22 protein-coding genes are annotated in these 25,019 nt (G+C 61.6%); 5 read left to right on the plus strand and 17 right to left on the minus strand.

Features of this window, described 5'->3' with window-relative positions:
* Positions 1-57: 57 nt before the first annotated feature.
* Positions 58-3,273: an MBG domain-containing protein gene (locus tag IG178_RS18165; RefSeq protein ID WP_193213996.1), complete on the minus strand. Its 3,216-nt coding sequence runs from the start codon at positions 3,271-3,273 to the stop codon at positions 58-60.
* Between the two features lie 445 nt (positions 3,274-3,718).
* Between IG178_RS18165 and IG178_RS18170 the strand changes: the two genes are divergently transcribed.
* A complete protein-coding gene (locus IG178_RS18170) occupies positions 3,719-4,171 on the plus strand; it encodes a hypothetical protein (protein ID WP_193213997.1) in 453 nt (150 codons plus the stop codon).
* Between the two features lie 230 nt (positions 4,172-4,401).
* Here the strand turns inward: IG178_RS18170 and IG178_RS18175 are convergent, their stop codons facing one another.
* Positions 4,402-4,713: a hypothetical protein gene (locus tag IG178_RS18175; RefSeq protein WP_193213998.1), complete on the minus strand. Its 312-nt coding sequence runs from the start codon at positions 4,711-4,713 to the stop codon at positions 4,402-4,404.
* Positions 4,714-4,843: 130 nt separating this feature from the next.
* Here IG178_RS18175 and IG178_RS18180 point away from each other — a divergent pair, with 130 nt between their 5' ends.
* Complete coding sequence (locus IG178_RS18180; protein WP_193213999.1) at positions 4,844-5,683, plus strand: IS1 family transposase; 840 nt, start codon at positions 4,844-4,846, stop codon at positions 5,681-5,683.
* Between the two features lie 1,420 nt (positions 5,684-7,103).
* On the opposite strand, the gene IG178_RS18185 is transcribed toward IG178_RS18180, so the two are convergent.
* The 10 genes from IG178_RS18185 to IG178_RS18230 all read right to left on the minus strand — a co-directional run bounded on the left by IG178_RS18185 (position 7,104) and on the right by IG178_RS18230 (position 17,149).
* The gene (locus tag IG178_RS18185) at positions 7,104-10,151 is read right to left on the minus strand and encodes an SNF2-related protein (protein WP_193214000.1); all 3,048 of its coding nucleotides are present in this window, start codon (positions 10,149-10,151) and stop codon (positions 7,104-7,106) included.
* 13 nt (positions 10,152-10,164) lie between these two features.
* Positions 10,165-10,743 carry a GNAT family N-acetyltransferase gene (locus IG178_RS26385; RefSeq protein ID WP_425499869.1) on the minus strand — a complete coding sequence of 193 codons (579 nt, stop codon included), beginning with the start codon at positions 10,741-10,743 and terminating at the stop codon, positions 10,165-10,167.
* Positions 10,744-10,760: 17 nt separating this feature from the next.
* On the minus strand, positions 10,761-11,690 hold the full coding sequence (locus tag IG178_RS18195) for a prolyl oligopeptidase family serine peptidase (RefSeq protein WP_193214002.1): 930 nt from the start codon (positions 11,688-11,690) through the stop codon (positions 10,761-10,763).
* A gap of 56 nt (positions 11,691-11,746) precedes the next feature.
* The gene (locus IG178_RS18200) at positions 11,747-12,280 is read right to left on the minus strand and encodes a hypothetical protein (protein WP_193214003.1); all 534 of its coding nucleotides are present in this window, start codon (positions 12,278-12,280) and stop codon (positions 11,747-11,749) included.
* Positions 12,281-12,398: 118 nt separating this feature from the next.
* The gene (locus IG178_RS18205) at positions 12,399-14,711 is read right to left on the minus strand and encodes a Tex family protein (RefSeq protein WP_193214004.1); all 2,313 of its coding nucleotides are present in this window, start codon (positions 14,709-14,711) and stop codon (positions 12,399-12,401) included.
* A 102-nt stretch (positions 14,712-14,813) separates the two neighbouring features.
* Entirely contained in the window at positions 14,814-15,197 is a 384-nt protein-coding gene (locus IG178_RS18210; protein WP_193214005.1) for a hypothetical protein, read from the minus strand.
* 52 nt (positions 15,198-15,249) lie between these two features.
* Positions 15,250-16,032, minus strand: coding sequence for a GTP cyclohydrolase FolE2 (gene folE2, locus IG178_RS18215; RefSeq protein ID WP_193214006.1), 783 nt, complete (start codon positions 16,030-16,032; stop codon positions 15,250-15,252).
* Positions 16,033-16,106: 74 nt separating this feature from the next.
* Complete coding sequence (gene rpsR, locus IG178_RS18220; RefSeq protein ID WP_193214007.1) at positions 16,107-16,349, minus strand: 30S ribosomal protein S18; 243 nt, start codon at positions 16,347-16,349, stop codon at positions 16,107-16,109.
* Between the two features lie 6 nt (positions 16,350-16,355).
* Entirely contained in the window at positions 16,356-16,529 is a 174-nt protein-coding gene (rpmG, locus tag IG178_RS18225; protein WP_193214008.1) for a 50S ribosomal protein L33, read from the minus strand.
* 29 nt (positions 16,530-16,558) lie between these two features.
* A complete protein-coding gene (locus IG178_RS18230) occupies positions 16,559-17,149 on the minus strand; it encodes a TraR/DksA family transcriptional regulator (RefSeq protein WP_193214009.1) in 591 nt (196 codons plus the stop codon).
* Between the two features lie 248 nt (positions 17,150-17,397).
* Here IG178_RS18230 and scpB point away from each other — a divergent pair, with 248 nt between their 5' ends.
* Together scpB and pheA are read left to right on the plus strand one after the other, a co-directional pair.
* A complete protein-coding gene (scpB, locus tag IG178_RS18235) occupies positions 17,398-18,123 on the plus strand; it encodes an SMC-Scp complex subunit ScpB (RefSeq protein ID WP_193214010.1) in 726 nt (241 codons plus the stop codon).
* Positions 18,120-19,190 carry a prephenate dehydratase gene (gene pheA, locus IG178_RS18240; protein WP_193214011.1) on the plus strand — a complete coding sequence of 357 codons (1,071 nt, stop codon included), beginning with the start codon at positions 18,120-18,122 and terminating at the stop codon, positions 19,188-19,190. The genes scpB and pheA overlap by 4 nt, the downstream gene beginning before the upstream one ends.
* Before the next feature lie 170 nt (positions 19,191-19,360).
* On the opposite strand, the gene IG178_RS18245 is transcribed toward pheA, so the two are convergent.
* The 5 genes from IG178_RS18245 to IG178_RS18265 all read right to left on the minus strand — a co-directional run bounded on the left by IG178_RS18245 (position 19,361) and on the right by IG178_RS18265 (position 24,067).
* Positions 19,361-20,044 (minus strand): hypothetical protein, encoded by a 684-nt coding sequence (locus IG178_RS18245; protein WP_193214012.1) that lies wholly within the window; start codon positions 20,042-20,044, stop codon positions 19,361-19,363.
* 76 nt (positions 20,045-20,120) lie between these two features.
* Positions 20,121-21,272: a Gfo/Idh/MocA family protein gene (locus tag IG178_RS18250; RefSeq protein ID WP_193214013.1), complete on the minus strand. Its 1,152-nt coding sequence runs from the start codon at positions 21,270-21,272 to the stop codon at positions 20,121-20,123.
* Positions 21,273-21,313: 41 nt separating this feature from the next.
* Positions 21,314-22,126, minus strand: coding sequence for a sugar phosphate isomerase/epimerase family protein (locus IG178_RS18255; protein ID WP_193214014.1), 813 nt, complete (start codon positions 22,124-22,126; stop codon positions 21,314-21,316).
* A complete protein-coding gene (locus tag IG178_RS18260) occupies positions 22,123-23,109 on the minus strand; it encodes a LacI family DNA-binding transcriptional regulator (RefSeq protein WP_193214015.1) in 987 nt (328 codons plus the stop codon). The genes IG178_RS18255 and IG178_RS18260 overlap by 4 nt, the downstream gene beginning before the upstream one ends.
* A gap of 10 nt (positions 23,110-23,119) precedes the next feature.
* Positions 23,120-24,067: a dihydrodipicolinate synthase family protein gene (locus IG178_RS18265; protein ID WP_193214016.1), complete on the minus strand. Its 948-nt coding sequence runs from the start codon at positions 24,065-24,067 to the stop codon at positions 23,120-23,122.
* Between the two features lie 136 nt (positions 24,068-24,203).
* Here IG178_RS18265 and IG178_RS18270 point away from each other — a divergent pair, with 136 nt between their 5' ends.
* The gene (locus IG178_RS18270; protein WP_193214017.1) at positions 24,204-25,019 is read left to right on the plus strand and encodes a sugar phosphate isomerase/epimerase family protein; all 816 of its coding nucleotides are present in this window, start codon (positions 24,204-24,206) and stop codon (positions 25,017-25,019) included.

Raw genomic sequence — 25,019 nt, forward strand, 5'->3', positions numbered from 1 at the left:
TCGAATTCCTCGACCGTAGCTGGCTTGGGTTGCCGGCTACGGTCTTTTTTTGCTCCGTCAGTTGGACAATTCGTAGACGACCCTCAAAAAGCGGGCATTCCCGCTTCGCGCGACTTCAAAGCCTCCTTCGATCTCGACAACGCCTTCGCGAGTCCAGTTCCCGAGCGCATCTGAAGTCTCGGCGGAAAGGTGGATTCCCGGTGGTGGCGATGGCACCATGAGACGCAGGGTGTCTTGTGTGATTTCCGGAACCAGGCGAGGCAAGGAGCTCGCGTCCGTTGGCAAGGTTCCAAATGCAAACTCGCTCGCGTTGTCCCATCCGTCCTGATCCGGATCGAATCCAGATGAAGCTTCGGGACTGTCAGGATCAAGGAAGGTGGCGATCCACGCGCGGTAGGCCGAAACGATTTCGAAGATCCCACTCGTTCCACCCGTGAATCCGGGTGTCGTGACTGTTGCCGTGACCAGATAAGTTCCCACCTCGACGGGCAGTGCCGCGGTTCCGTCGTAGGTCATCTCCACCGCCAGGCCCTCGGGCTGGGTCGAAACGGTCGCGGACTTCGGGGAACCATCGTAGGTCACCACGAGATCCGATAGCATGACTGCGGCCACCTGCGGATCGTCGATGGTGAGGCTGACGCTGGACGGAGTCCCCAAGGCGAAGCCCACGGCGGACGGCGGGACTTGCAGCAGCATGGTTTCGCGACCTTCGGGAATGCCGTCGTCAACCGCCGAGAAAATCTTGGAGTAACTGGTTTCACCGGCTGGAAGCGTGAACGAAATCACCTCGTCCAGGTCGGATTCCGAGGCGCTGCCTGAAACGTCCGGCTCCATCGTGACGTCGCGGACCAAAGGGAGGGGGGTCGACATCCACAGGGTCACCGCGGTTCCGGGATCCCCTTCGACGAGGGAATTGCCGGAAGCCGTGAGGCTGACGTAGGGACTGAATGCATCAGCCGTCGGAAGTTCCGGGAAGTATTTCACGTTGTCGATGTGCCAACCACTGCGCCCGACGTATCTGTTGTGGGCGAGGATCCAGCGGAAGCGGAGGGAGTCGCCCGCCCACGCGGACGGGAGCAGCACCCTCGTGGTGATGTAGCCGTAGGAGTTGTCGGTCCAGGCCTCGCGGTTCTTGATCGAGGAATCGACCTTCTTGCCGATCGACCCGTTGTAGTCGCCGCCGGTGACCGTCGCGGAAGAGTTCATCAGGTCGAACCACTCGCCACCGTTGCGGCAGACTTCCAGCACCCCGCCATCATAGCCCGCCTCATGGTTGTAGCTGTGTCGGAATTCGAAGACGCCCCCGGTTGTCCCGGCGACGACCGCCGGTGTGGTCAGGATCGCGTCTCCCTGATACAGGACGGCGGGGGAATAGATGGCATTCGGCGGACTGTCCGGATTGTTGGCCTGGATCACCCACGGGCTCCCCGAGCCGACGGTGACGCTGCCCCAACCGGCTGGCAGACTGGTGTCATCATCGAAGTTCTCGTCGAGCCCCGGAGCGTCCGGGACTGAACCCAATGTTAGCTCAAACGGCAGCACGTCGGAGTAGCCGTTCGCGGTGACCTGGAGGTCAAAGGAAACCGTGCCACCCGTCGACCCGGCGGCGGCGAAGGTGAAAAGACCTTCCGCCGATTCGCCCGGCGCCAGGGAGCCAAGCTCGACAGCACCCTCAAAGATCGTGGCTCCAGCGGGGCCAGAGAGCACGATCGAGATATTCTCGGCGACCAGACCTCCCTCATTGGTAAATGTGATCCCATAGCGCACCGTTTCATCCGGATCCGGCACACCGTTGCCGCCGCTGTTCGACTCGGCGTCGAGCCGCCTGGCCGTGACCTCCACCCGCGGCAGCAATGCGGCTTCGATCAAGCTGACTTCCATGCGGTAAAGCTGAGCCCGGTCGGTGGTGCCGCCCCGGACACGGATGTAGTGGATTCCGTCGGAGGGAAGGGGAAATGCAACGATTTGCTCGGTCTCACCGGCGGGCATGGACGCGGAAGCCGCCTCCACCGAAGATCCGTTGGCACCGATCAATTCCAGAACCAGATCTTGTTGGATCGTGGGATCAAAGGCGCTGCCGGCACTACAGCTGCCATCAGAGTTCTGGGCACCCTCAAGGTAAGTGTCCACTGCGGGATCCGCTGGTTGGATCGGATCCGATGGAATGATCCGGATGGTCACCGCCTGGTTGCGGGTCCCGGTAAATGCGAAGTAGTCGAGATCGGTGTTATCGTCGATGCTCAGCCACTCCCACACCGAGGTCTGTCCTTCGACGAGATCGATGGAGGTCGCATTGGCCGCGGAATCATTCGTCCGGAGAGCTCCGTGGACTTCCAGCGGATCGCCGTAGTTCCGCTGGTGGGAATAGATATCGTCGAACTGGGAACCGCGGAAGCTGATGTTGACGAAGGGCTCCATCAGCTTTGTCTGGTTGACCGGGCAGACGTGGGCCAAGCCCAGCGAGTGGCCGATTTCGTGCTCGAGGATATTCCTGAGCCGGATCGAGGTATTGCCGATATTGGTGTAATAACTATCCGCGGTATCGATGACCACGTCGCCATTGTCCGGGTAGTAGGCGTAGGCCAGAACGTTGCTGTTCCCGTCGATCCGGTGCCCGCTCAAGCGGATGTCGCCACGGGTGCCGACGACGCCCCAGTCGCTGCTTCCGCTGGAACTGTCAATGGAGACACCGTCGTCGTTTTCCTCGTACACAAACTGCAGGCCTGAAATATCGGCGAGGTTGTCGAACACCGCCTGGAAGACGGAGAACCACGGTTGATCCCTGGGATCTCCGGTGGCACTCCCGCCATAGAGTTCGGTCATCCGCGCCCGCAGGCTGCTGGTGTCGGTTGACTCCGTCGGATCAGTGGATGAGATCGGGGTTCCGTCGGGGACAATGCTCCACGTGAGAGTGACCGGCTGGCCCTGAACGCCCTGTCCGGACCCGTTGACCGCCGTCCTGGACCAGCGGTCGGCCACGCGCAGGGCCTTGATACTGGCTCCATCCAACCGGGCGAACTGCTGCTCGACCCGTAAAAATGCCTGCACCACTTCCGGCGGCGTGTCGATCGACCAGCACTGCACGCGGGGAGATTGCTCCGTGGCGAGCTGACCGGCGTAGAGGGCGAGTTGTTGACGTCGCTCTTCGGGCAATCCGGCGAATGACTCCGAGTCGGCGAGGATCCGCTCCAGCAGCGCCAACTTCGCTCGCTCGTTCCGAGGCGTCGGCGTTTCAGTGATCGCCGCCACGGTCGATGCGTCCGGATTGTTCACAGGCGCCCTACGGGGCAGCTTCCCGGCGATGCCTGCGTCCACATGCTTTGCTCCAATGCCCCGGTCCTCGCGGAGTTCGACCCGCCCGGGAGTTCTCGCCAGCGGGGTTGCGGCATGCGGAATTTGATTGAAAGGAGTCGGCCGAGGACGGCTGCAATCCGCGATCCAAGCACCGCAAAGGAGGGCAAGCAGCAGGAGAAGGGGAACTTGGGTTCGTTTCACCACGAGTAACTGTGCAGTTGCTCGAAATCGTCACAAGCCGGGATTTTCCGAACGGTATCAGCGATTGGATGTCGAGCTCCCGCACCTTCTTCGCAGTCGACCGGCGACCTCGGCACGCGAAGTCATCGCCGGTCTTGGTCGGCTTGCGGTTTGGAGGAAACCTTGCCGCCACATTCCATGATTTGAGGCTTGGAAATGACGGCCAGCGGGGCTGAATCGCCGCATGTTCAGCGCCAGCAAGCTTTCCGAAGAACAGAAAACCGCCCTTCACGCATGGGCCGCGGAAGGGGCCAGTATCGCCGATCTCCAGAAGCGCCTTAAGGAAGACTACGAGATCAGCATCACCTACATGGATGCCCGCTTTCTGGTCCTCGATCTGGGCATTCAACTGCAGGACACGCCGAAAGAACCCGAGAAAGAGCCCGAGCCCGACATTCCGGCCGAGGCCCCGGCAGCTCCGGGCAAAGTGACCACGACCATGGACCATGTCGCGCTTCCTGGAGCGATGATTTCCGGCAAAGTAACCTTTTCCGACGGCGAGACCGCCATCTGGATGCTTGATTCAACCGGACGTCCGGGGCTCGACCCGGACACTGTCGGCTATCGGCCGAGTCAGGAGGACATCATGGACTTCCAAAAGCAACTTGCTGACTTGGTGAGAGGCGGAGGCTTCTAAAACAAACTCCTAGCCCGATATCTCGCAATATCATAGCGGTATGGACCCTGGTGAACTCGGTAGTGGTACAGTTTAGATTCTGACTCGCTCAAAGCCTCCCAATCTACTAGGATCGTCGGACTTATGTCTGCCGATCCTTCTCATTTACCCCTCAACCCTACACCCGCAGCCCGCGTGGTCGCCGAATCAACCGGTCAGCCCGTCCCGGTCATCCCCGATCCCCTAATCCCTCAATCGGTAGGCGGCAACGGGGGACCTAGCACCCCATCGGGGAGTGATGAAGATTCTAAACCGGGTTCTTGATGTTCTGGAGTGGTTGCTTCCGTGCGTAATCGTGGCGCTTCTGTTTCTGGCGATGCGTGCGCTTCGCGTGGATATTGCTGAATTATCCATGGAGCTACGCCAATGCCGGCAAGAACTAGAAATGCGCCAACCTTGAAAAACTTTTCCCAGAACGTCTTGCGGCTGGCAAGACGCTCCTTTGCGGCCTCAGCCCGCCACTTTCCGTCGTCCGCACACTCCTGCACTTCCTTCCAACTCATGGCCGCAACCTGCTCACGGGCTGCGGCCATTGTTTTTGCGGGCGTCGGCGCGTTTCCCTCTGGCATCCCGAATCCCTAACCCTCAACCCCTTACCCGTCAAACTATACCACGTATCACCCCAAGGGGGTGATGAGCAACAACCTACACCCCAAGACGCAAGCGCAAGTGATCGCGGCACTTGTCGAGGGAAACAGCCTCCGGTCAACGGTTCGCATGACGGGTGTCCACCGGACCACGATTCAAAAACTGCTTGAGCGTCTCGGCTACGCTTGCAGTGCCTATCAAGACGAGGTTTTCCAAAACCTCCCGTGCAAGCGCCTTGAGTGTGACGAGATTTGGTCATTCGTCGGAGCGAAGAACAAGAACGCCACCGAATTGCAGAAGATGGCCGGATGGGGGGACGCTTGGACATGGGTGGCCCTTTGTGCCGACACGAAGCTTGTCCCGTCCTGGCACGTCGGGAACCGGGATGGCTACGCGGCGAAAGCATTCATAGACGACTTGGCGGGAAGGCTGGCAAACCGCGTGCAACTCACGACCGACGGGCACCATGCATACCTTGAGGCTGTTTCCGGTGGGTTCGGTTCGGGTGCCGTGGACTTCGCGCAGCTCGTCAAGATCTACGGGGACGGCGGGGAACCCAAGGGCCAAGTCCGGTATAGTCCGATGGGGTTCAAAACCGCCCGCAAGACCACGATCCTAGGCTGTCCCGATGAGGGATACATCAGCACGTCCTATGTTGAACGGCAGAACCTCACGATGCGTATGGGAATGCGCCGCTTCACCCGATTGACCAATGGCTTTTCAAAGAAGCTTGAGAACCATTGCCACGCCATCAGCCTCCACTACATATATTACAATTTCTGCCGTGTCCATCAGACCCTCCGAACCACCCCGGCAATGGCAGCGGGCGTGTCGGATCGGGTGTGGAGCGTGCTGGACGTGGTGGGGTTGCTGAGGCGGGATTGAGGGGAGTTAGTCCGCCCACTGGTGGCCATTCGGGCATAGGAGGATTGTCGATCCATCGCGAATCCCGCTCTTGACCGGCGCTTTCTTGCAGACAGGACACTTGGGGCCGGAGCAGTACGCAAAGAGAACGACCACTAAGGGGAGAAGGATTCTAGCCATTCGCGAGAATCGGGGGTCTCTTGCTGGGTTGGCAAGCCAAATGGAAACTGTACCGGCTTGCCGGGGGTCGGGGTTGAGGGTAAGGGGTTAGGGATGGGAAAGAGCTTGTTTGCTAGCAAAGAAGAAATCCGGCGAACCATCCGCGAATATCGGGTTGCGCGATTGCGTCGCGGCCAAGACGTGGTTTCCATTGAGCCGCACCTTCTCGGGACGCGCAAGGGCGGCGGGGTTACACTAGTCGCTTGGGTGATTGGCGAAGGGTGGGATTCGTTCCCCTACACGGAAATCCGCGGATTCGAGTCAACGGACGAAATTTACGCAAGAACCCGCGACGGGTATAAGCCCGATGATCCGCGTATGAGTTCAATCGACACCGCAGCTAGCATCAAGCCTTAGTAGTCGGAGAATTTCCTCGTCTGAATAGAAACCTCCGCCAGCCGCTCGGATCGTGGCTTGGGTGATGAAACTGCCGCCAAGGTCCGCGACGATTTGAACGATAGTGGAACGTAGTTCTCGTTCTATTGGACTCTGAAAGAATGCCGATTGAATAAGCCCTTGGTCGTCTCGCTCAGTCATCCCCAAATTATCCCGCCCCGTACAACCCAACCGGTACACTTTGCCCGTGCCAAATCGGCAGGAGATTTAAACTGTACCACTACCGTGAACTCGGTTCGCTCGGGGTCCTTTATTTGTGCTTGGGCTGACGTCAGGAAAACCCGGATTTCGCCATTTAGTCAGACGTTTTGCCAAATTGTAGAAGAAATCGCCGTATTCGCCAGATTAACCCTCTTACCCATGCGACAAGAGGAAATACCATCAGCAACCAATAAGCCATGCTTCCAAACAGGCCTATGGTTGTTTTGTCCGGGCGAGCAGGATCGCCGAAACTAGACGACGTGAGAGGATTTCGTGCAGAGTGGCCTGCAAAGATTGGCAGACGGACCGGAGGGGGCCGGCTGATCCAAACACCGCGGCCGAAATCAGAGTTTGCCGATTCGTGATCAGTCCAAATGGCGAACGATCGATTTGAGATGAGGTGCGCTTGCCGGCCATCCCCGGGATGTAAGGAGCAGCTACTCCAGAGTCGATATCTTGGGCACGAGAGGGACGGCGTGTGAATTCACAGGGTCGGGGAGCACAAGCAGAGGACGATATCCGAGAGGGATAGATTTCGCATTACATACATTGTCACAAGTTGAATTCGGGCGCTTTCATGGCACTCGATGCAACCACAACCAGGAAAAGAAGGATTCGCGACCTCTCATCGCAACAGTTCCTCCAAGTCCTTCTGGGTCCAATTCTGAGGAACCGCCAAATCCGAATCAGCACCAGTCGCCGCATCGATCAGGACGCGTTTGCGATCCTGCATCCGCCGAACCCGCTCTTCGACCGTGTCGCGGGTCAGGAGTCGGTACACCGTGACGGGTCGGGTCTGTCCGATGCGGTGCGCCCGGTCAGTCGCCTGGGCTTCCACGGCTGGGTTCCACCAAGGATCCAAATGAATCACGGCATCCGCCGCGGTCAAATTGAGCCCGTAGCCGCCGGCCTTGAGACTGATCAAAAAGACCGCCGGTCCCGACTCGGATTGGAAAGAATCCACCAAAACCTGACGCTCCCGGGTGCTGCCATCGATGCAAAACACCCGGCCGAATCGCGATCCGATCTTCTTCTCAATTTTTCGTAAATTCTTTGCGAATTGGCTGAAGACCAGTGTTTTTGCTCCACTCTCAAAGCGTTCTTCGAGAATCTCAAACAAACGCTCCAGTTTGATAGCGTCGAGCTCTTCGCTGCGATCGAGATCCAGCAATCCTGGGTCGACGCATACCTGCCGGAGTCGCAGCAAGAGCGTGAGCAGGTGCATTCGCCCGGCGCCCTCTCCTTGGCGCTCCCGCACACGATCCAGCTCCTCGAGACCCGCTCGAGCCAAGCTCGCATAGAGCTCCGCTTGCTCTCCACGCAGACTCAGCCACTCATCGACCAGAATCTTGTCCGGCAGGTCGCTCGCGACCTCCTCCTTGGTTCGGCGCAGCAGGAATGGAGAGGTTCGCAAGCGGAGACGTTTCAATCGACCGCTCGATGACGGGGCTTCGGGATCGGATGGCTCCTCGTAGCGTTCCTTGAAGTCCTGGCGCTCTCCCAGATAGCCAGGGGCGACGAAGCGAAAGATCGACCAGAGATCCTGGACCCGGTTCTCGACCGGAGTGCCGGTGAGAGCAACTCTCCCTTGGCCTTTCAACTTGGCCAGCGACTTGGAGGTGGCGGCGTCCGGATTCCTAAGAAGACTGGCCTCGTCGGCAACGATCAGCCGATACTCCCTCTTGAGGTGGAAGGCCAGATCCCGGGCCAAGGTTCCGTAACTTGTGACAACCACGTCTTGATCCTGGATTGCCTCCCGGAGCGCGTCTCGGTGCGTGCCATGAAAAAGGAGGCAACGCAGTTGCGGCGCGAAGCGTTCCAGCTCCGCCATCCAATTCCCCAGGAGGGAAGTTGGAGCGATGACCAGACAGATTCCGGAAGCATCGCCCACCTGCTTCAAATGATTGATTACAGCAATAGTTTGAAGTGTTTTTCCAAGTCCCATCTCATCCGCGAGCAACACGCCACCCAGATGCTCCAGGCGATCCACCATCCATGCGGCTCCAATCGCTTGATAGTCTCGCAAGCGAGCGTTTAGATTCTCTACTTGGATCCTTGGTGCAGTCTCGGATCCACGCCCAATGCTATCCCCTACATCGTTTCTCGGTAGTCCTGAAGAAATATTCTCCCGCAAATTTCGGAATAGGATCGTGGCCGCTCCTGACAGCCGGATCGTCTCGTCAGGACGGCCGATTCCCATCTCTTCGACCATGGGATTCACCACTTCCTCGCAACTGCGGCAGACGACCAGATCCGCACCGCTCGACAGCCTTACGTTCCGCTTCCCACCCCGGAGGATCCGGCGAATCTCGGCGCTTGGAATGCGCTTCCCACCGGTGGTCTGGAACGACAGTTCAAATTCTGCCGAGCTCCCGTGATTGGCGGTTTCCTGGATTTCCGGTCGAACCACATGCACCCGCTTGAGGACCGTCGCGAGGCGATCCCCCACCCTGACGAGCCACCGCGAGCGAAGATCAGGCAACTCGTCGGCCACGAAACCGAGGATGTCTTCTTTACCCGCGAGGCGGAACCGGGCATGACCGGAGGACGACTGGAAGCCTGAGGAAATCAGACGGCGGCGGGCGCGATTCTCCGCCATCAAATCCCGGGACAAGAGATGGCCGTCGGTTGCGAGGCGTGGGAGTCCGGGAATGGCCTCGTCGAGCGCCGGAATCGTCATGGCTACCAAGCCCGGATAGCGAACCTTGAGAACGGCTTCGACGGCTTCCAGGGATCCCTCCAGCTCAAGCTCGAATGAGGGCTCGCTGCTGGCAAATCGGAGTGACCCCAGCCAACCGGGATGGGGCGGCTCGAAAAGATCCATCCACGCATCCAGCGACCTCAGAAACGTTTCAAGCGGTAGCTTCAGGCGTGCGGAGCGAGCGAGGGAATCGACAGAAGAGGCCCATTCGTCACGGCTTGAACGCCCCGGCAAACGATAGGCGCCCTCTGGACCGACGATCGCCATGGCATCCCCCCAGCGCACCAATTGCCGGCGCTGCTCGGTTTGCGAGAGCACCAACTGAACGTGGTCGCCAAGCAGACGGCTGTCTTCGAGCCGCAGCGGAAAACCGGGCTCGTCGGCGAGTTGGAACGATCCTGACTGCCCCTCGATCCCGATCCTCGGATGGCCGGCGACGAGATCGAGGAACTCGCCGGTTTCGTGCCCTCGCAGCGAGAGCGTGAGAGGGCTCTCGCCCTCCGGGAGCAGCTTTTTGGAGCCGAGCCAGGAGGTCAGATCCTTGTCGATGTCGATCAGGGGCCCATTTGACCGAAGCAGGCGGACCGTGAGCTTATCGAGGGCAAGTTCGGCCTGGAGGCGGGGTGACAACCGGATCTCCCAAGCCGCCGGTGGCAACGGGGCGACGGGCATTGAAGTCTTGGAAGACTCGGCGGCACTCGCCCGGAGGGCCGTCAAAAGAACGGCGACCGCGTGGGAGCAAATGCCCCCGGTGGCTCGATTCTCGGGGCAGCCACACTGGACCCGCACATCCGTTGGCCCGGCGACTTTCACCGTGGGGCGCAGGTTCAGGCGGCCATCGCGAATGACGCCCTGATAAATTGAACCGGTCTGCTTGAATCCCGTGACCAATCCTTGCTCCGCCTTCGCCCGGCCTTCCTTGAAGGGCTGCCAGCCGGTTTGGGACCGCAACCAGTTTTCCGAAATCTCCATGAACCGCGGGCACTCAACGCCCGGGCGGGCGGGCGGGCGAGTCGAATCCGCCTTCGGTCCGGAGATTCATCACATGGCGGATTCTGCCCCGGGAGGCGCGACCTCTCTTTCCGCCGTCCCGCTGGAATCCAAGGACCGTCAGGAGGCTCTGCGCCCGATGATCCTGCGGGTAGAGCCACCGGATGATTTGATCGCAATCCGAGCGACGCGCCCATCTCACGGCTTCTGAAAGCAATTTCTCCGCGGTGTCGCGATCGTTCTCCGCGGGATCCACCAGGAATGAAATGAGGGACGCGACCCGTCGCCCGGTCGACGGCAGCTCAGCCGTTCCGAGCGCGGCACATCCGATGACCTGCCGGCCCGAGACCGCCAAGAGCACGTTGGTTGCCGGATCGCGGAGCCGCTGGCCCCAAGCTTCGGCCCGCTTGGCCTGCACCGTATCGCTTGGAGAACCAGCCCAGAGAATATCTTCAGACACCCGGGTCCACGACCTGCCGCACAATCCGGCAATTCCCGCGGTGTCGTGTTCGCACCCTTGGCGGATCAGCCGCTGGTCGAGGACTGGCATCTGGCACCTTGTCCCCGGTTTCATCCCGCGCAATGGCCGGGTTAGCGTTTTTGTTCAAACAGCCACTCGTGGACTTCCGGGTCGTTGTAGACACGACCCGCGATCCCGTGGTCGCCATCGGGAAACTCGGTGTACTTCACATTGCCACGGGCCTTTTCCAGCGCCTCAACCATCCGTTGGCTCTGTTCCGGTTTAACCGTGGGATCCTTGGCACCGTGAAATACCCAAACTGGCACTTTCTTGAATTCCTCCGCCGTATTCGGATTCCCTCCTCCGGATACCGGAATGCCGGCAGCGAATAACTTCGGTTCTTTTCCCAGTAAATAAAACGTCCCGTATCCCCCCATCGAATATCCGGTGAGATAAATCCGATTTTTATCAATCGACAGCTTCTTCACCAGATCGCCGACGATATCAATCACAGCATCCGCATTGTTGCCGTCCCATGAGCCTTCCTCGGTGCATTGCGGGGCGATAACGATACAAGGGTGCTTCCGATATTGTGCCTCGTCGGTAAATGTCCTTGCCTCACCGGGTTGTTCCGGGGTCATGACATCGCCGCCGCGCCCATGAAGATAAATGACCAGCGGATAACCTTCCTCGTCGGCGCCCCGCAGTTTCCGTGCGCCGAATATCCGATATTGGAGGCCATGTCCCTCGGTGCGTTCCCATTCGCCGGTGAGGAGTTTTGCAAAGGGACTCGACTTGTCGGCTTTTGCCGCTTCTTCCGCGGCAGTCGCAAGGGTCGCTTCGACCCACTTCCGGTCATCCTCCGAAAGCGAGGCCAAGGGGATCGTGAACAATTTGCGATTGTCGACCCGACGGATTGTCACCTTGTCATCCCGGGAGCCCACATATTCCGCGTCGATGGCCTTGCTGCCATCCGCTGTTTTCCAGGTCCTCACCTCCCCGGCCCGCCCCGGAAGCAGTCCCGTGGAAACCAGCAGTGTCGCGAGCAGGCATGCCTTCATGATCGGCGGATCGTCTCATGCCGATTTCCGCAGGCAACCCGTCAGCGTGACAAGATTCACTGCCTCCTGGCCTCCTCGAGCTCGCGGACAATCTCCGCGCGGCGTTGCCGGTAGGTGGATTCCGCGCCTTCGAAATCGGTGGCCTTCACGGTTCCGCGAACCATGTTGACCATGATGAACGCGCCGATCACGACGCCGAACAGGACGAAGGGTCCGGGTGCTCCCGATGAAGCCGCAAGGCCGATCCAAATGACGATGAAGACCAATCCGATGATGCCGCCTGCCACGCTGCCCGTGCGGGTGGGCACGGAACGGCTGCCATTCCGACCGGTCATCATGAAGTTCTCCCGTGATCCCGACCATTCGCGGTCGAGGCGCTCGAGATCATTCTGAAGCGCGATCACCTTCAGATTTGCGGCCATCTGGTCGGTGGTCTTTTCCAGCTTCTCCATCAACCGGGTGTGGGTGACGGAGGGATCGTGGACGACCTCCAGGCGGGCGTGACAGTAGTTGCAGGTCACGTAACGGACGTCCTCGTCCACCTGCAGGTCCGCGCCGCAGCCCTGACAGCATACTTTCGTGATCTTCATCGCGGCATGAGATTGGGAAATTGATCCCCATCCCGCACTTGGAAAATCAGCAGGCGTATGGATCGGCGAGGGATCGCGGCGAGCGATTCCAGCGACCCCCCGCTTCCCGCCGGCCCGATCAGCGCTTCTTCGCCTGGTTCATTGCCTGGCTGAACCAGTCGCCGCCTCCCCCGCCCTGCTGCTGCGGTCGAGAGTCGCGGCGCTGAGGTGGACGCGGGCCCCGGTCGCGCTGGCCACCGCCGTTCTGGCTGCGGCGGCCCTCGAGATCGGGATTCGACTTCATCGACAGCGAGATCCGGTTCCGCGGGAGGTCGACCTCCATCACGGTGACCATCACCTTCTGCCCGACCTTCACGACCTCACCCGGGTCGCGGACGAACTGGTCCGACAGCTGGCTGACATGCACCAGGCCATCCTGATGGACGCCGACATCGACGAAGGCGCCGAAGGCCGCGACGTTGGTGACGATCCCCGGCAACTTCATGCCTTCCTTCAAGTCGGACGGTTTCTCAACTCCCTCGGCGAAAGAAAACAACTCGAACTGCTTGCGCGGGTCGCGGCCGGGTTTCGCCAGCTCGGCGAGGATGTCCTGCAAGGTCGGCAAGCCGACATCGCCATCGACATACTTCCTGAGGTCGATCTGCTTCCGAAGGCTGTCGCTGGTGAGCAAGTCGGTGACCGCGCAGCCCAGGTCGGCGGCCATCCGTTCGACCAGCGGGTAGCGCTCGGGATGGACGGCCGAGGCATCCAGGGGATGCTTGCTGTCACGAACCCGCAGGAAGCCGGCCGCCTGTTCGAAGGCCTTGTCGCCGAGTCGGGGAACGCTTTTCAGCTCTTCACGGGAACTGAAACCACCCTTCTCGGTGCGGAAAGCGACGATATTCTCGGCGAGGGTGGCATTGAGGCCGGAGACGTAGGCGAGCAATTGCTTCGATGCGGTGTTGAGCTCGACCCCGACGGCATTCACCGAACTGGTCACCGTGTCGTCGAGGCTCGCCTTCAAGGCACGCTGGTCGACATCGTGCTGATACTGCCCGACGCCGATCGCCTTGGGATCGATCTTCACCAGCTCGGCGAGCGGATCCATCAAGCGGCGGCCGATGCTGACAGCGCCCCGAACCGTCACGTCCTCGTTGGGGAACTCCTCGCGGGCGACTTCGGACGCGGAATAAACCGATGCCCCGGACTCGTTGACCATGATGACGGGAATCGACGATGGAAGCTTGAGCTTCCTGACGAAGGCCTCGGTCTCACGGCTGGCGGTGCCGTTGCCGATCGCGATCGCCTCGATCTTGTATTTGGTCACCAAACCCGCGAGCTCCACCGCGGCCTCGTAGAGCTGGTTATTGGAGCCGGCGGTGGCGTAGAGCACCGTGTGATGCAGCAGCGTCCCCTGGGCATCGAGCACGACCGTCTTGCAACCGGTGCGGAATGCGGGGTCGATCGCCAGGGTGCGCTTGCGCCCGAGCGGCGAGGCCAGCAGGAGCTCGCGGAGATTGTCGGCGAAGACCTTGATGGCCGTTTCATCCGCGACCTTTTTCCCGGCCAAGCGCATCTCGGTTTCCATCGATGGCATCAACAAGCGCTTGCAGCCGTCCTCGACCGCCATCTGCACCTGGTCCGCCGCCGGCCCGCGGCCCTTGACCCAGTCGGGCTCCGCCATCGCGGCGATGCGGTCGAGCGGCATCTCGACGCGCATGATCAGGAAACTCTCCTTCTCGCCACGGCGAATCGCCAGCAGACGGTGGGAGGGAATGGTCTTCAATGGTTCGCTCCACTCGAAGTAGTCGCGATACTTTGCCGCTTCCGGATCGGTGTCCTTGCCGTACATCACCTTCGAGGAAATCACCGCTTCTTCCTGATAGACCTCGCGGACCCGACCCCTCAGCGCTGCATCTTCCGCCACCCTTTCGGCGATGATGTCGCGGGCGCCTGCCAATGCCTCGCCGGCGTCGGCGACCTCCTTTTCGGCATCGACGAATTTCGCGGCCTCCTCCGCCGGATCGGCACCTTGGTTGGCGAGCAACCACTCGGACAAGGGCACGAGTCCCTTGTCCTTCGCCTTCGTGGCGCGGGTCTGCCGCTTCGGCCGGAACGGTGCGAAGATGTCTTCGAGCGAAGTCATCGTCTGGGCGCCGGCGACCTTCTTTTTCAGCTCCGGCGTCAGCAGGCTGCGTTCCTCGAGCGACTTGAGGATGGATGTGCGCCGGGCATCCAGCTCGGCAAGTTGCAGCATGCGGTCGCGGACCGCCTGGATCTGGACTTCGTCGAGTTCGCCGGTGGCCTCTTTCCGGTAGCGGGAAATGAACGGGATCGTGGCGCCCTCGGCGAGGAGCTTGGCAGTCGCGGCCACGGAGCTGGCCTTGATGCCGGTCTCCTTGGCGATGGTTTCAATATGCTGGCTGGCGGCTTCGGTCGGGACGTCGGTCATGGGTGGAGGGACGTTTTACGCCGCGTCGCCGCAAGGTTGCAAGCGATGGAAAAATGCAAGAGGAAAGGAGGGAAAGTCAGCCTCAGGAATGCGGTCATCCTCTCAGATCGAGTCCGAAACAGGCCCCTCTTTCTGGGCCGCCATCAGCCACCCGGCAGCCCCGTCGATCAGCCTCAGCATCCCCAATCCGAAAACCACCCCGCAACCGGCGATGAACAATCTCGGGATAACACGGAGACCGAACCAGGAACCGCAGAATATTGCTGCCGCTACCGCGGCCATGATGATTCCGATCCGGATCTTCCGGGCGCACTCCCCGCGGATCTGATCGATACGTTCGGATCTCGCGGCGGAGTAGATCCCGGCTGCCCGCGTGCCCGTGACCCCGTTCACCTCGAGCCGATGGAGGATATCCTCTTCGGGTTCGCCCCAAAGGACCATCCCGAGGATCAGATCATAAAGCGGTTCCTCCGTGGGGTCCTCCATTCCAGAAAACACAATCAGCGGAGCATCGCGTTTTCCAGTCCGAAGGCCTCGGTTACCCCGCCTTCTCAATCACCGCATAGGCGTTGTGATTGTGAATCGACTCGAAATTTTCCGCCTCCACCCGGTACCACACGATGTCCTCGTGGGCATTCGAACGGGACGCGACATTCCGCACCAGATCCTCGACGAAGACCGGGTTGTCGTAGGCACGTTCGGTGACGGCCTTCTCATCCGGACGCTTGAGCAGGCTGTAGAGTTCGCAACTGGCCGAGCGCTCGACCAGTTCAACCAGGTCCTCGATCCACACTGGCTCCTTGCAGCGGACCGAGTAGGTCACGACGCCGCGCTGGTTGTGGGCCCCGCGGTCGCTGATCTGCTTCGAGCACGGGCACAAGGTGGCGACGGGCACCATCACCGTGACCACGAAGTCCAGGGGTCCGTCCTTCTCTGCCTCGACCTCGAAGCGCACCTCGTAGTCCATCAAGCCGGCCTGGCCCGTCACCGGTGCCGGCTTCGAGCGGAAAAACGGGAACTGGAACTCGACGTGGGCCTTCTTCGCGTCGAGCCGTTTCAGGAGCTCGCGCGGCAGGCCGGCCATGGAGCGGACATCGAGGCAGCCGCCATGGGAATTGAGCACCTCGACGAAGCGGCTCATGTGGGTGCCCTTGTAGTGGTGGGGCAAATCGACGGCCAGGGCGACGGTGGCCACCGTCCGTTGCGCGCTGCCATCGCGGTCGCGGACTTCAACGGGAAAGCGCAGGCCCTTCACCCCGACCCGGTCGATCGGCAGGTTGCGGTCGTCGCGTTCGTTCTGGGTGTCCTTGAGTTCCTTCATCAGGGGTCAAACGAAAGAAGCCCGCCCGGGTGACGGGCAGGCTTCCGGTAAAGCGTTTCAGTTCGAACCGACGCTCAGGGCATCAGGTTCACGGCGCGGGAGCGCTTGATCGAGCGGGTGATCTTGCGATGCAGCTTGGCCGACACGCCGGTGACGCGGCGGGGAAGGATCTTGCCGGTTTCGGAAGTGAACTTCGAAAGCAGGTCGGGATTCTTGTAGTCGACGTCGTCCGCCGGGATGTCGTGGCGGCGGCGGGTCATCTTGCGGTTCGCCTTGCGGAAGGCGATCCGGCGCTTGACGGTCTTCGGTTCGGTCATGGGAAATTAGCGGAGTTCGCGGTGAAGGGTACGGCGTTGGAGCGCGGGATTGAATTTCACCTTCTCCAGGCGACCCGGCGTGCGCAGGCTTTTCTTGTTGCGCGTGGTCACGTAGCGGGACGGGGATTTACCCTCCGGTCGGGCTTCCGTGCATTCGAGGATGATGATGTCGCGTGGCATGAGCGGGAAGTTGGGGCGCGGAGACTAGTTCAGTCGTCATCCTCGTCAAGCGAAACCGTGTCGGAATCTTCATCATCTCCGTATTTTCCACCGGAGAAGCCGACTTCGTTCGACGGGCGGAAGCGGCGGTTGCCGTATTCCTTCTCCCACTGGGCCTGGCATTCGACGGTCAGGCGGGCGAACGGGATCGCCTCGAGGCGGGCCTGCGGGATGCTCTTGCCGGACATTTCGCAGAGGCCGTAAACGCCGCGGTCGATCCGGCGCAGGGCTTGTTCGATCTCATAAAGGGCGTCCTGCTCCTTGGCCAGCACGCTGAGGGCGAAGTCGCGGTCGTAGGCGTCGCTGCCGGCGTCGCCCTGGTGCATCCCGCTGCCGGAAGCCTCGCTGCCCGAAGGGGCGTTGCGGATTTCGCCGGTCATGCCGGACATGGCATCGACCAGCTCATCGCGGAGGTCGAGCAGGCGCTGGCGCTGCTTGAGGGTGAACCCGCTCACCTTCACCGGAGCCGGGGCGCCATCGGCGGCGGGCTTGGCGGTTGCTTTCTTTTCTGCCTTTGCGGCGGTCTTCTTGGCGGCCTTTGCAGGCGCCGCCTTCTTCGCGGGTTGCTTCTTCTCAGGCATGGTGGGTTCGAGTCGTGAAATCGTTGGTAAAACCAGAATACCTCACAGTGATGAGAATTCGGGCGCGGTCGATTAGCGCTTACCCGATACCGCTGCAAGTTGAAATTTCATTCATCCTGCGCCCGTCATCGGGGCGGCAAGGGATTTCATCCGATGCGGCAATCGATTCCGCTCCGGCAGCCCGCGATGACACGTTTCGTCGGGACGCTTGAAATGACGGCGGGCTTTCCTAAGCTCCGCCGCCCGCCATGGAACTCCCATCAATCGTCGAAGCCCTCCTCACCAGCTCGGATGATCCGTTGCCGGCCGAGGAAATCGCCCGCCTGATCCGCGCCCGAGTCGCGGAGGCCGAGGATTCGCGCGCCCGGAAGATCGAAGAGGGAGAGACTCCGGTGGAGCTCCCGGAGTGGCTGACCGGCCTTGCCACGGTGTCTTCCGAGCAGGTGATCGCCGCGATCGCCACCTTGAATCACGACTACGAGGCCTCCGGCCGGGCCTTCACCTTGCACGAGCGGGCCAAGGGGTGGAAGATCTTCACCCGCGTCGAATACGGCGATTTCGTCCGCCATCTCTTCCCCGGCCGCAAGCCGGAGCGCCTCAGCGGCCCGGCGATGGAAACGCTGGCCATCATCGCCTACCGCCAGCCGATCACCAAGTCCGCCATCGAGGCGGTCCGCGGCGTCGCCTGCGACGGCATGCTCCAGAAACTCCTCGACCGCGAGCTGGTGCGCATCGGCGGCCGTGCCGAGCTTCCCGGCCGCCCGCTGCTCTACGAAACCACCGAGCTGTTCTATGAACACTTCGGGATCCGCAGCATCGACGATCTTCCCAACGCCGGCGAACTGCGCCGGGTGAAGCTCCCCGAGGCTCCGGAGGAAGCCGCCGCCGCGGCACCCGAGTCCGCAGAATCCCAACTCGCCCTCAGCGCCACCGGCAAGAAAGAGGAGCAAGCCCCTTCCGAAGAAAACGCGTGAATCTCGACGACATCCGCAAGCACATCGACGACATCGACGGCCAGCTCCTCGATCTCCTTTCCTCCCGCGCCGACCTCGTCCACCAGGTGGGCGAAGTGAAGAAGCGCGACGGCCTTCAGATCTACGCGCCCGAACGCGAGGAAGCCTTGCTCCGGCGCCTGGTCGAGCGCAACCAGGGCCGCCTTCCCGAGAAGTCGATCCGCGCGATCTACCGCGAGATCATGTCCGCTGCGCTTGCCTTGGAAGATGATCTGAAGATCGCCTATCTCGGTCCGGAGGGCACCTGGACCCATCAGGCGGCGATCAAGAAGTTCGGGCACTCCGTCGATTATTCGGCCCAGCCGAACTTCGCCGAAGTCTTCGACCAGGTGGTCCGCCGTCAGGCCGACTACGGCGTGGTGCCGATCGAGAACTCCACCGAGGGGGCGGTTTCCCACACGCTCGACCTGTTCGTCGATTCCCCGCTGCAAATCTGCGCGCAAATCCTGCTGCGAATCGAGAACGGGCTGATGGCCGCCATTCCCCGGGACCAGATCAAGACGCTTTACTCCCACCCGCAGGTGTTCGGCCAGTGCCGCAATTGGATCCTGCGGAACTTCCCCGATGCCGATCTGGTCGAGGTCTCATCGACCACTCGCGCCGCCCAGATCGCCCGGGAGAAGGCCGCGGAAGGCGCGGCTGCCCTCGGCGGTGCGCTGGCTGCGGAAATGAACGACTTGGAGATGCTGGAGACCTCGATCCAGGACCGAGCTACCAACACCACCCGCTTCCTGGTGATCGGTGAAAAAACCTGCCCCCCGACCGGCCGCGACCGCACCTCGGTGCTATTCGCCATCCACGATCGCCCCGGCTCGCTGGTCAACGCCCTGAAGGCCTTCGACCAGTTCCAGATCAACATGTCGAAAATCGAGTCCCGCCCTTCCAAGCGGAAGGACTGGGAATACGTCTTCTACGTCGACCTGTCGGGGCACTGTGAGGACGCCAGCGTCCATGACGCCATCGAGGAGCTGGAGAAGCACTGCTCGATGGTGAAGCTGTTGGGCTCGTATCCGGACACCGGGGAATAGCCGGAGCCGCCAAGCAAGGGAGCGCCGAATTCATTCGGCTTGGACGGATCGGCAGCAAAGCCATCGCCGCCGCCCGTGGAGGCAACTTCACCTATGCACGCGGATCCCCCTCGAGAGTCGCGGACCACGGCTTTTCTTCACCGGATTAGCGGTAGGTCCACCCCTGGATCTCAATCCGCGAGGCTTTTGACACCTTGCTTCTTGGATCGATCCTCCTCTCCCAGCTTTTTGGCGATTTCGGCCGAACACCGATCCCTCCAATACTTGTCGCCCTTCTTGAGGGCTGAAATCGAAGTATAGGGCTCGAGAGGAATTCCGGCGTGCCTGAAAATCTTGCCAATCGCCAGAAAATCACTGCGATCATACATGAAGTCGACCCGAGGATCCAAATCCCGGAAATCAGGTTTCACCTTCACTTGATTGCACGAGAAACAAACTTCCACGCATCCCACTGGCTCACCCTCGCTGTCGTAGAAAACCATGGCGTGGTGGGGGTCGTAGCATGCCATTACCGCACGTGAGCCTTTCTTTTCGGTGAGCGCCTTTCGAAGATTGGCAATTTGGGAATGAGCAACGGGTGCTTCGGAGCGTGCGAAGATCTTGAGATTCTTTTTGTAGATGATTTCGCTGCGATCTTTCGGATGAGAAGCAAGCAATCGCCCTCCAACGGCCCGCTCGACCCCATCTCGATCCAAGTATCTGTCTTCCTTCCTCGGTGACTCTAGGAAGTAGGCGACAACCCTTGTCGCCCCGTCGAATAGCAATGGCGGCAATTCACTCGATTCATCTTTGGCCCCGACCGGACCGTTCATGATTGCGGCAATAGCCAAGAGGTACAGGACTTTGCGATGCATAGCCTCTGCTATGGGACCATTCACCGCCTGTCGAGCCTCTTGGCGCGCTCAATGCCGACTGTCTAGCCGCAAGTCATCACCCGATTCCCGGCACGTCCACCCACGCCCCGGTGTCGTGCGACTTCCAGCTCAGCTCGGCGAGCTGCACGCCCTTCGCACCTTCGCGCAGCGTCCAGCGGAACGGCTCGTCGTTGACAACGTGCTTGAGGAAAAGTTCCCACTGGATCTTGAAGGCATTGTCGAAGTTCAACTGGTCGGGCACCTCGGTCCAGCGGTCGTAGTAGTTGATCGGGCTGTCGATGTCCGGGTTCCAGATCGGCCGCGGGGTGACGCTCTGGTGCTGGGCCCAGCACTTGCGCAGTCCAACGATGGCCGAGCCCTCGGTGCCGTCGACCTGCATGGTGAACAGGTCGTCGCGGCGGACTCGGACGTTCCAGGAGGAGTTGAACTGGCAGGTGATGCCGGTGTCGGTCTCGAACAGGGCGTAAGCCGAGTCATCGGCGGTGCACGCGAAGGGCTTGCCGCTCTCGTCGAAGCGTTCCGGGATGTGGGTGGCCGCCTTGCAGAAGACCCGCGTCACGTTGCCGAAGAGGTTGTCGATGACGTAGCGCCAGTGGCAGTGCATGTCGACGATCATCCCACCACCGTCCTCGCTGCGGTAGTTCCAACTCGGGCGCTGGATCGGCTGGCCCTCGTGTTCGCCGGTGAACACCCAATAGCCGAACTCGCCGCGCACGCTGAGGATCTTGCCGAAGAAGCCTTGTTCCTTGAGGAGCTGGTATTTCCGGAGCCCGGGCAACCACAGCTTGTCCTGCACCGCGCCGTTCTTCACGCCGGCCTCTTCCGCGACCTCGGCGATTCGAAGCGCCTCTTCAAAAGACACTGCGGTCGGCTTCTCGCAGTAGACGTGCTTGCCGGCGGCGATGGCCTTCTCAAGGAAGCCGATCCGGTACGGAGTACCGGAGGCATCGAAGAAGATCTCGTTGTGGGGGTCGGCCAGTGCGGCATCGAGGTCGGTCGAGAAACGCTCGACGCCGTGCTTCCCCGCGAGGGTCCGCAGCTTGTCCTCGTTGCGGCCGGTGAGGATGGGATCGGGAATGACCAACGTGTCACCACACATCACCCCGCCCTGGTCGCGGATCGCCAGGATGGAGCGCACGAGGTGCTGGTTGGTGCCCATGCGTCCGGTGACGCCGTTCAGGATGATGCCGAGTTTCTTGGTTTTCATGAAAGTGCCGGGTGACCGGTAAGCTTTGGGAGAAAGGAGGGTTAGAGGGCCGCGCAACTCGCGACGATCTTGTCGAGGAAATCGTGCTGGTTCTCGGACCAGTATTTGCGGGAGAAGATTTCGACTTCCGTCAGACCGGAGAAGCCGGCCGCCTTGATCATTTTCGCGATCCGGGCGGACGCGTTCACCCCCTCGCCCGGCAGGCCGCGGTCCAGGAGGACGTGGTCAAACTCCGGTTTGAACTCGCAGACGTGGAACGCGAACAAGCGCTTGGCCGCGGCACAGCGCTGGATCTGCTTTTCGAGACCGCTTTCCCACCAGACGTGGAAAACATCCACCGCCACTCCGACCAGCGGATGGCCCAGGGAGTCGGCGAGTTCGTTCGCATCGCGCATCGACGCGACGGCGGAGCGATCCCCGGCGTACATCGGGTGCAGCGGTTCGATCGCAAGGCGGACACCGGTGCTCTCCGCGAGCGGAAGCAAGGCCGTGATCCCCTCCCCGATCTGGGCGAGATTCTGTTCCGGCGACTGGCCGATCGTGGCACCGCAGACCAGCACGACCATCGGCAAGCCAAGCGTCTCCGCTTCCAGAATGGCCTCGCGGTTGGCGTTCACCGCGTTCTCGCGGGCGGCCGGGTCCGTGGCGGTGAAGAATCCGCCGCGCACCAGGCTCACGGGCTTCAACCCGGTGTCATCGAGGTGCTTCCTGACCTTCGCGAGATCATGGCCGGTGACGGTTTCGCGCCAGATGGAGACCCCGCCGATGCCGCGGCGGGCGTAGTTCTCCAGGCACTCGTGGATCGACCACGGCTTGTTGGTGAAGGTGTGGAGGGCGAGCTGATCGGGTTTCATGGGGTCGATTCTCCGGGGATCAGGCGGCCCGCGATCCTCAGCAGTTCGCCGGGTCCCTGGTTTTCGATCACTTCCGACTGCAGGCGGGTCGCGGCGAAGCGGGCGAGTTCTTCGACCGGCAGGCTGACCGTGGTCAGCAAGGGTCGCGACAAGCGTCTCACCGGCGAATCGTCGAAGCCGGTCACCGCCACCCGGCCGGGCACCTCGAGCCCGAGCCGGTCCAGCTCGGTCAGCACGACAGTGCCGACGATGTCGTTCACGCAGACCAGCACATTGGCGTCCTCCGCTGCGGCGGCTACCCCGGCTTGCTGGATCCCGGCAACATCCGGAAATATCACGCAGTCGGTCTCGCGGTCGAAGTCGATGCCGCGACGGCGGCAGGCCTGGTCAAAGCCATCGAGACGCTCCTCGTGGATCTGGCCGAGGCCTTCCAGGGAAATGAACCGCGGCCGGATGTCGCCCGACTTCGCCCGCAGGTGATCCAGCAATTCCAGCATTCCGGCCGCATGATCGGCGGCGACGCAGGGCATCCCCGGGATTGATCGGTTGAGCACGACGAACGGCGTGTCGTTGGTTTTCAGGCTCTTGACCGCCTGCGCGCCCGGCCGGTGGAACGCAAACACGAAGGCGTCGGTGTCGCCGCCCTTTTTGTGGGGATAAGGGTCGAAATTCGGGCCGTTGACCTCGCAGAGGAGATTGAGGCCGCACAGGGTGAAGCCGCGGCGCAGGCCCTCGACGAGCGCGGCGAAGTCATAGAACAGGGCCCTTTCGGGATCCGCGTGCCGGGGCAACACCAGCTTGACGTTGAGGATCCCCCTGCCCCGGTGACGGCGGATACTGCGCTTCTCGTAGCCGAGCTTCTCCGCCGCTGCCTCGACTTTCGCCCGCACCGGGGCGCTGACCAGCCGCGAGCCGTTCAGGGCCCGCGAGACCGTGGCGGTCGAGATGCCGAGCTCGCGGGCGATGTCGTCGATGGTGATCATTTGCCCGGGTTCATGCGTTGTAGCCGAGGCGCTTGGCGCAGTCCTCCATGATGCCCGCTTCCCAGTCCGGGCGGCGCGGGCACATCGGGTGGGGTTCCGGGGTCGGAATGCGACCGAGCAGGTGCTGGAACACCGCGCAGCTGTGCTTGTAGGCCGGGACCGGTGCCCGGAAGCCGACATTGCCCAGGTACTGCAGCGCGTCGTTCAGTTCGGCGTAGCGGTCGTCCCCCTCGAGCCAGTATTGGTCGCGCAGGGCGAATTTCTCCGGGCAGAACGCGGCGAGACCGAGCAGGTAGTCGGAGCCATATTCGATCATGTCGATTCCCAGGTCGTTGCCGGTGAAGATCATGAAATCGGGCCGCACCTCGTCGCGGATCTCGAGCCGCCGGAGCTCGAGACCGCGGTCCAGGGACGAGTGCTTGATCCCCTTCAAGGCCGGGATCCCCATCAGGCCACGGATGGTTTCCTCGTCGTAGATCATGCCATTCGGCGCGAACATCTTGCCGAGTTCGAAGCCGAAAACCGCTTCGTGCCCCTCGCAGACCTTGGCATAGAGCCCGACGATCTCGTCGGGAGTCCAATCGTGGAAACGCGTCGTCTGGAACAAAATCGGGGTGCCCCCGAACGAAACGATCTCGTCCATTTGCCGGCGGTAAAGATCGACCAGATCCCCTTCCAGGCCCTCGACAAACACCCCGGCGACGAAGTCGCGCCGGCCGTCGATCACCCCCTTCGTCCACCCCAGCACTTCGGTCCGCTCCGCCGCCGTCAGGTAGTTGGCATAGCCGGTATCCATGTTCACCGCGCAGCCGAGGCCCGCATCGGTGGTCCTCGCCACGGCTGCCTCAAAGGCATCCCGGGCCATCGCACCATCCTCTTCAAACGGCAGCAGACAGGCGGCGTATCCGGTGATCTTGCGGCGGAATCGTTTGGCGGCGTGGCGGGTTTCGAGCGACATGATGGGATTGGTATTTGCATGCAAATTTTCCAGATGCAAGACTTTCGTGGTGCTTGCTGAACGAAGCTCAACCCATTCGGGGTAGACCAGAAACTTGGCCTTGCTACGTTGGTCACGGCACTTTTGTATGACAACAATGCGATTCGCGATCTGCAACGAAACCTTCGGCGATGTGCCCCTGTCAGAGGCGGCGCGGACCGCGGCTGCACTGGGATACACGGGGCTGGAAATCGCCCCGTTCACCCTGGCGCAGGACATTTCCGGGATCGGCCCGGCGGCGGCGAAGGAGCTCGGGAACCAGGTCCGGGACGCCGGGGTCGACGTCGTGGGATTGCATTGGCTCCTCGCCAAGACCACCGGTTACCACCTGACCACGCCCGACCGTGGTGTCCGAGCCGCGACCATCGACCATGCCAGGAGACTCGCCGACCTTTGCCACGGAATGGGCGGCACGATCATGGTGTGGGGCAGCCCGCAACAGCGCTCGCTCGAGGCGGGCTGGAACTACGCCGACGGCTTCGCCCGCGCCGTGGAGGTGTTGCGGGCCGCCGCCGAACACTGCGGTCCGCTGGGAGTGACCATCGCCATGGAGCCGCTGGGGGCCGTCGAAACCAACTTCCTGACCTCCGCCGCCGAGACGATCCGGCTGTGCGAAGCGGTCGATCACCTGGCCTGCAAACTCCATCTCGACGTCAAGGCGATGAGTTACGAGGATCAGCCGATCGCCGACGTGATACGCGCCTCGAAAGACTGGACCGTCCACTTCCATGCCAACGACCCCAATCTCTACGGACCCGGCATGGGAGAGGTCCCCTACCCGCCCATCGTCGAGGCGCTCCGTGAAACCGGCTACGACGGCTGGGTCTCGGTGGAGGTGTTCAAATACGATCCCACCCCCGAAGACGTGGCCCGCATCAGCCGCGATAACCTGCGGCGCTTCTTCGGCTGCTGA

Origin of the sequence: Neoluteolibacter marinus, from assembly GCF_014904755.1 — a bacterium.
GTDB classification, from domain to species: Bacteria; Verrucomicrobiota; Verrucomicrobiia; order Verrucomicrobiales; family Akkermansiaceae; genus Haloferula; species Haloferula marina.

Bases quoted from the DNA above. Each gene is read 5' to 3' on its own strand.
- IG178_RS18170 (WP_193213997.1), top strand. From the start codon at position 3,719: ATGTTCAGCGCCAGCAAGCTTTCCGAAGAACAGAAAACCGCCCTTCAC.
- IG178_RS18185 (WP_193214000.1), bottom strand. From the start codon at position 10,151: ATGGAGATTTCGGAAAACTGGTTGCGGTCCCAAACCGGCTGGCAGCCC.
- IG178_RS26385 (WP_425499869.1), bottom strand. From the start codon at position 10,743: ATGAAACCGGGGACAAGGTGCCAGATGCCAGTCCTCGACCAGCGGCTG.
- IG178_RS18180 (WP_193213999.1), top strand. From the start codon at position 4,844: ATGAGCAACAACCTACACCCCAAGACGCAAGCGCAAGTGATCGCGGCA.
- IG178_RS18230 (WP_193214009.1), bottom strand. From the start codon at position 17,149: ATGCCTGAGAAGAAGCAACCCGCGAAGAAGGCGGCGCCTGCAAAGGCC.
- rpmG (WP_193214008.1), bottom strand. From the start codon at position 16,529: ATGCCACGCGACATCATCATCCTCGAATGCACGGAAGCCCGACCGGAG.
- rpsR (WP_193214007.1), bottom strand. From the start codon at position 16,349: ATGACCGAACCGAAGACCGTCAAGCGCCGGATCGCCTTCCGCAAGGCG.
- IG178_RS18260 (WP_193214015.1), bottom strand. From the start codon at position 23,109: ATGATCACCATCGACGACATCGCCCGCGAGCTCGGCATCTCGACCGCC.
- scpB (WP_193214010.1), top strand. From the start codon at position 17,398: ATGGAACTCCCATCAATCGTCGAAGCCCTCCTCACCAGCTCGGATGAT.
- IG178_RS18205 (WP_193214004.1), bottom strand. From the start codon at position 14,711: ATGACCGACGTCCCGACCGAAGCCGCCAGCCAGCATATTGAAACCATC.
- IG178_RS18255 (WP_193214014.1), bottom strand. From the start codon at position 22,126: ATGAAACCCGATCAGCTCGCCCTCCACACCTTCACCAACAAGCCGTGG.
- folE2 (WP_193214006.1), bottom strand. From the start codon at position 16,032: ATGAAGGAACTCAAGGACACCCAGAACGAACGCGACGACCGCAACCTG.
- IG178_RS18175 (WP_193213998.1), bottom strand. From the start codon at position 4,713: ATGAGTTGGAAGGAAGTGCAGGAGTGTGCGGACGACGGAAAGTGGCGG.
- IG178_RS18270 (WP_193214017.1), top strand. From the start codon at position 24,204: ATGCGATTCGCGATCTGCAACGAAACCTTCGGCGATGTGCCCCTGTCA.
- IG178_RS18265 (WP_193214016.1), bottom strand. From the start codon at position 24,067: ATGTCGCTCGAAACCCGCCACGCCGCCAAACGATTCCGCCGCAAGATC.
- IG178_RS18250 (WP_193214013.1), bottom strand. From the start codon at position 21,272: ATGAAAACCAAGAAACTCGGCATCATCCTGAACGGCGTCACCGGACGC.
- IG178_RS18210 (WP_193214005.1), bottom strand. From the start codon at position 15,197: ATGGAGGACCCCACGGAGGAACCGCTTTATGATCTGATCCTCGGGATG.
- IG178_RS18200 (WP_193214003.1), bottom strand. From the start codon at position 12,280: ATGAAGATCACGAAAGTATGCTGTCAGGGCTGCGGCGCGGACCTGCAG.
- IG178_RS18245 (WP_193214012.1), bottom strand. From the start codon at position 20,044: ATGCATCGCAAAGTCCTGTACCTCTTGGCTATTGCCGCAATCATGAAC.
- IG178_RS18195 (WP_193214002.1), bottom strand. From the start codon at position 11,690: ATGAAGGCATGCCTGCTCGCGACACTGCTGGTTTCCACGGGACTGCTT.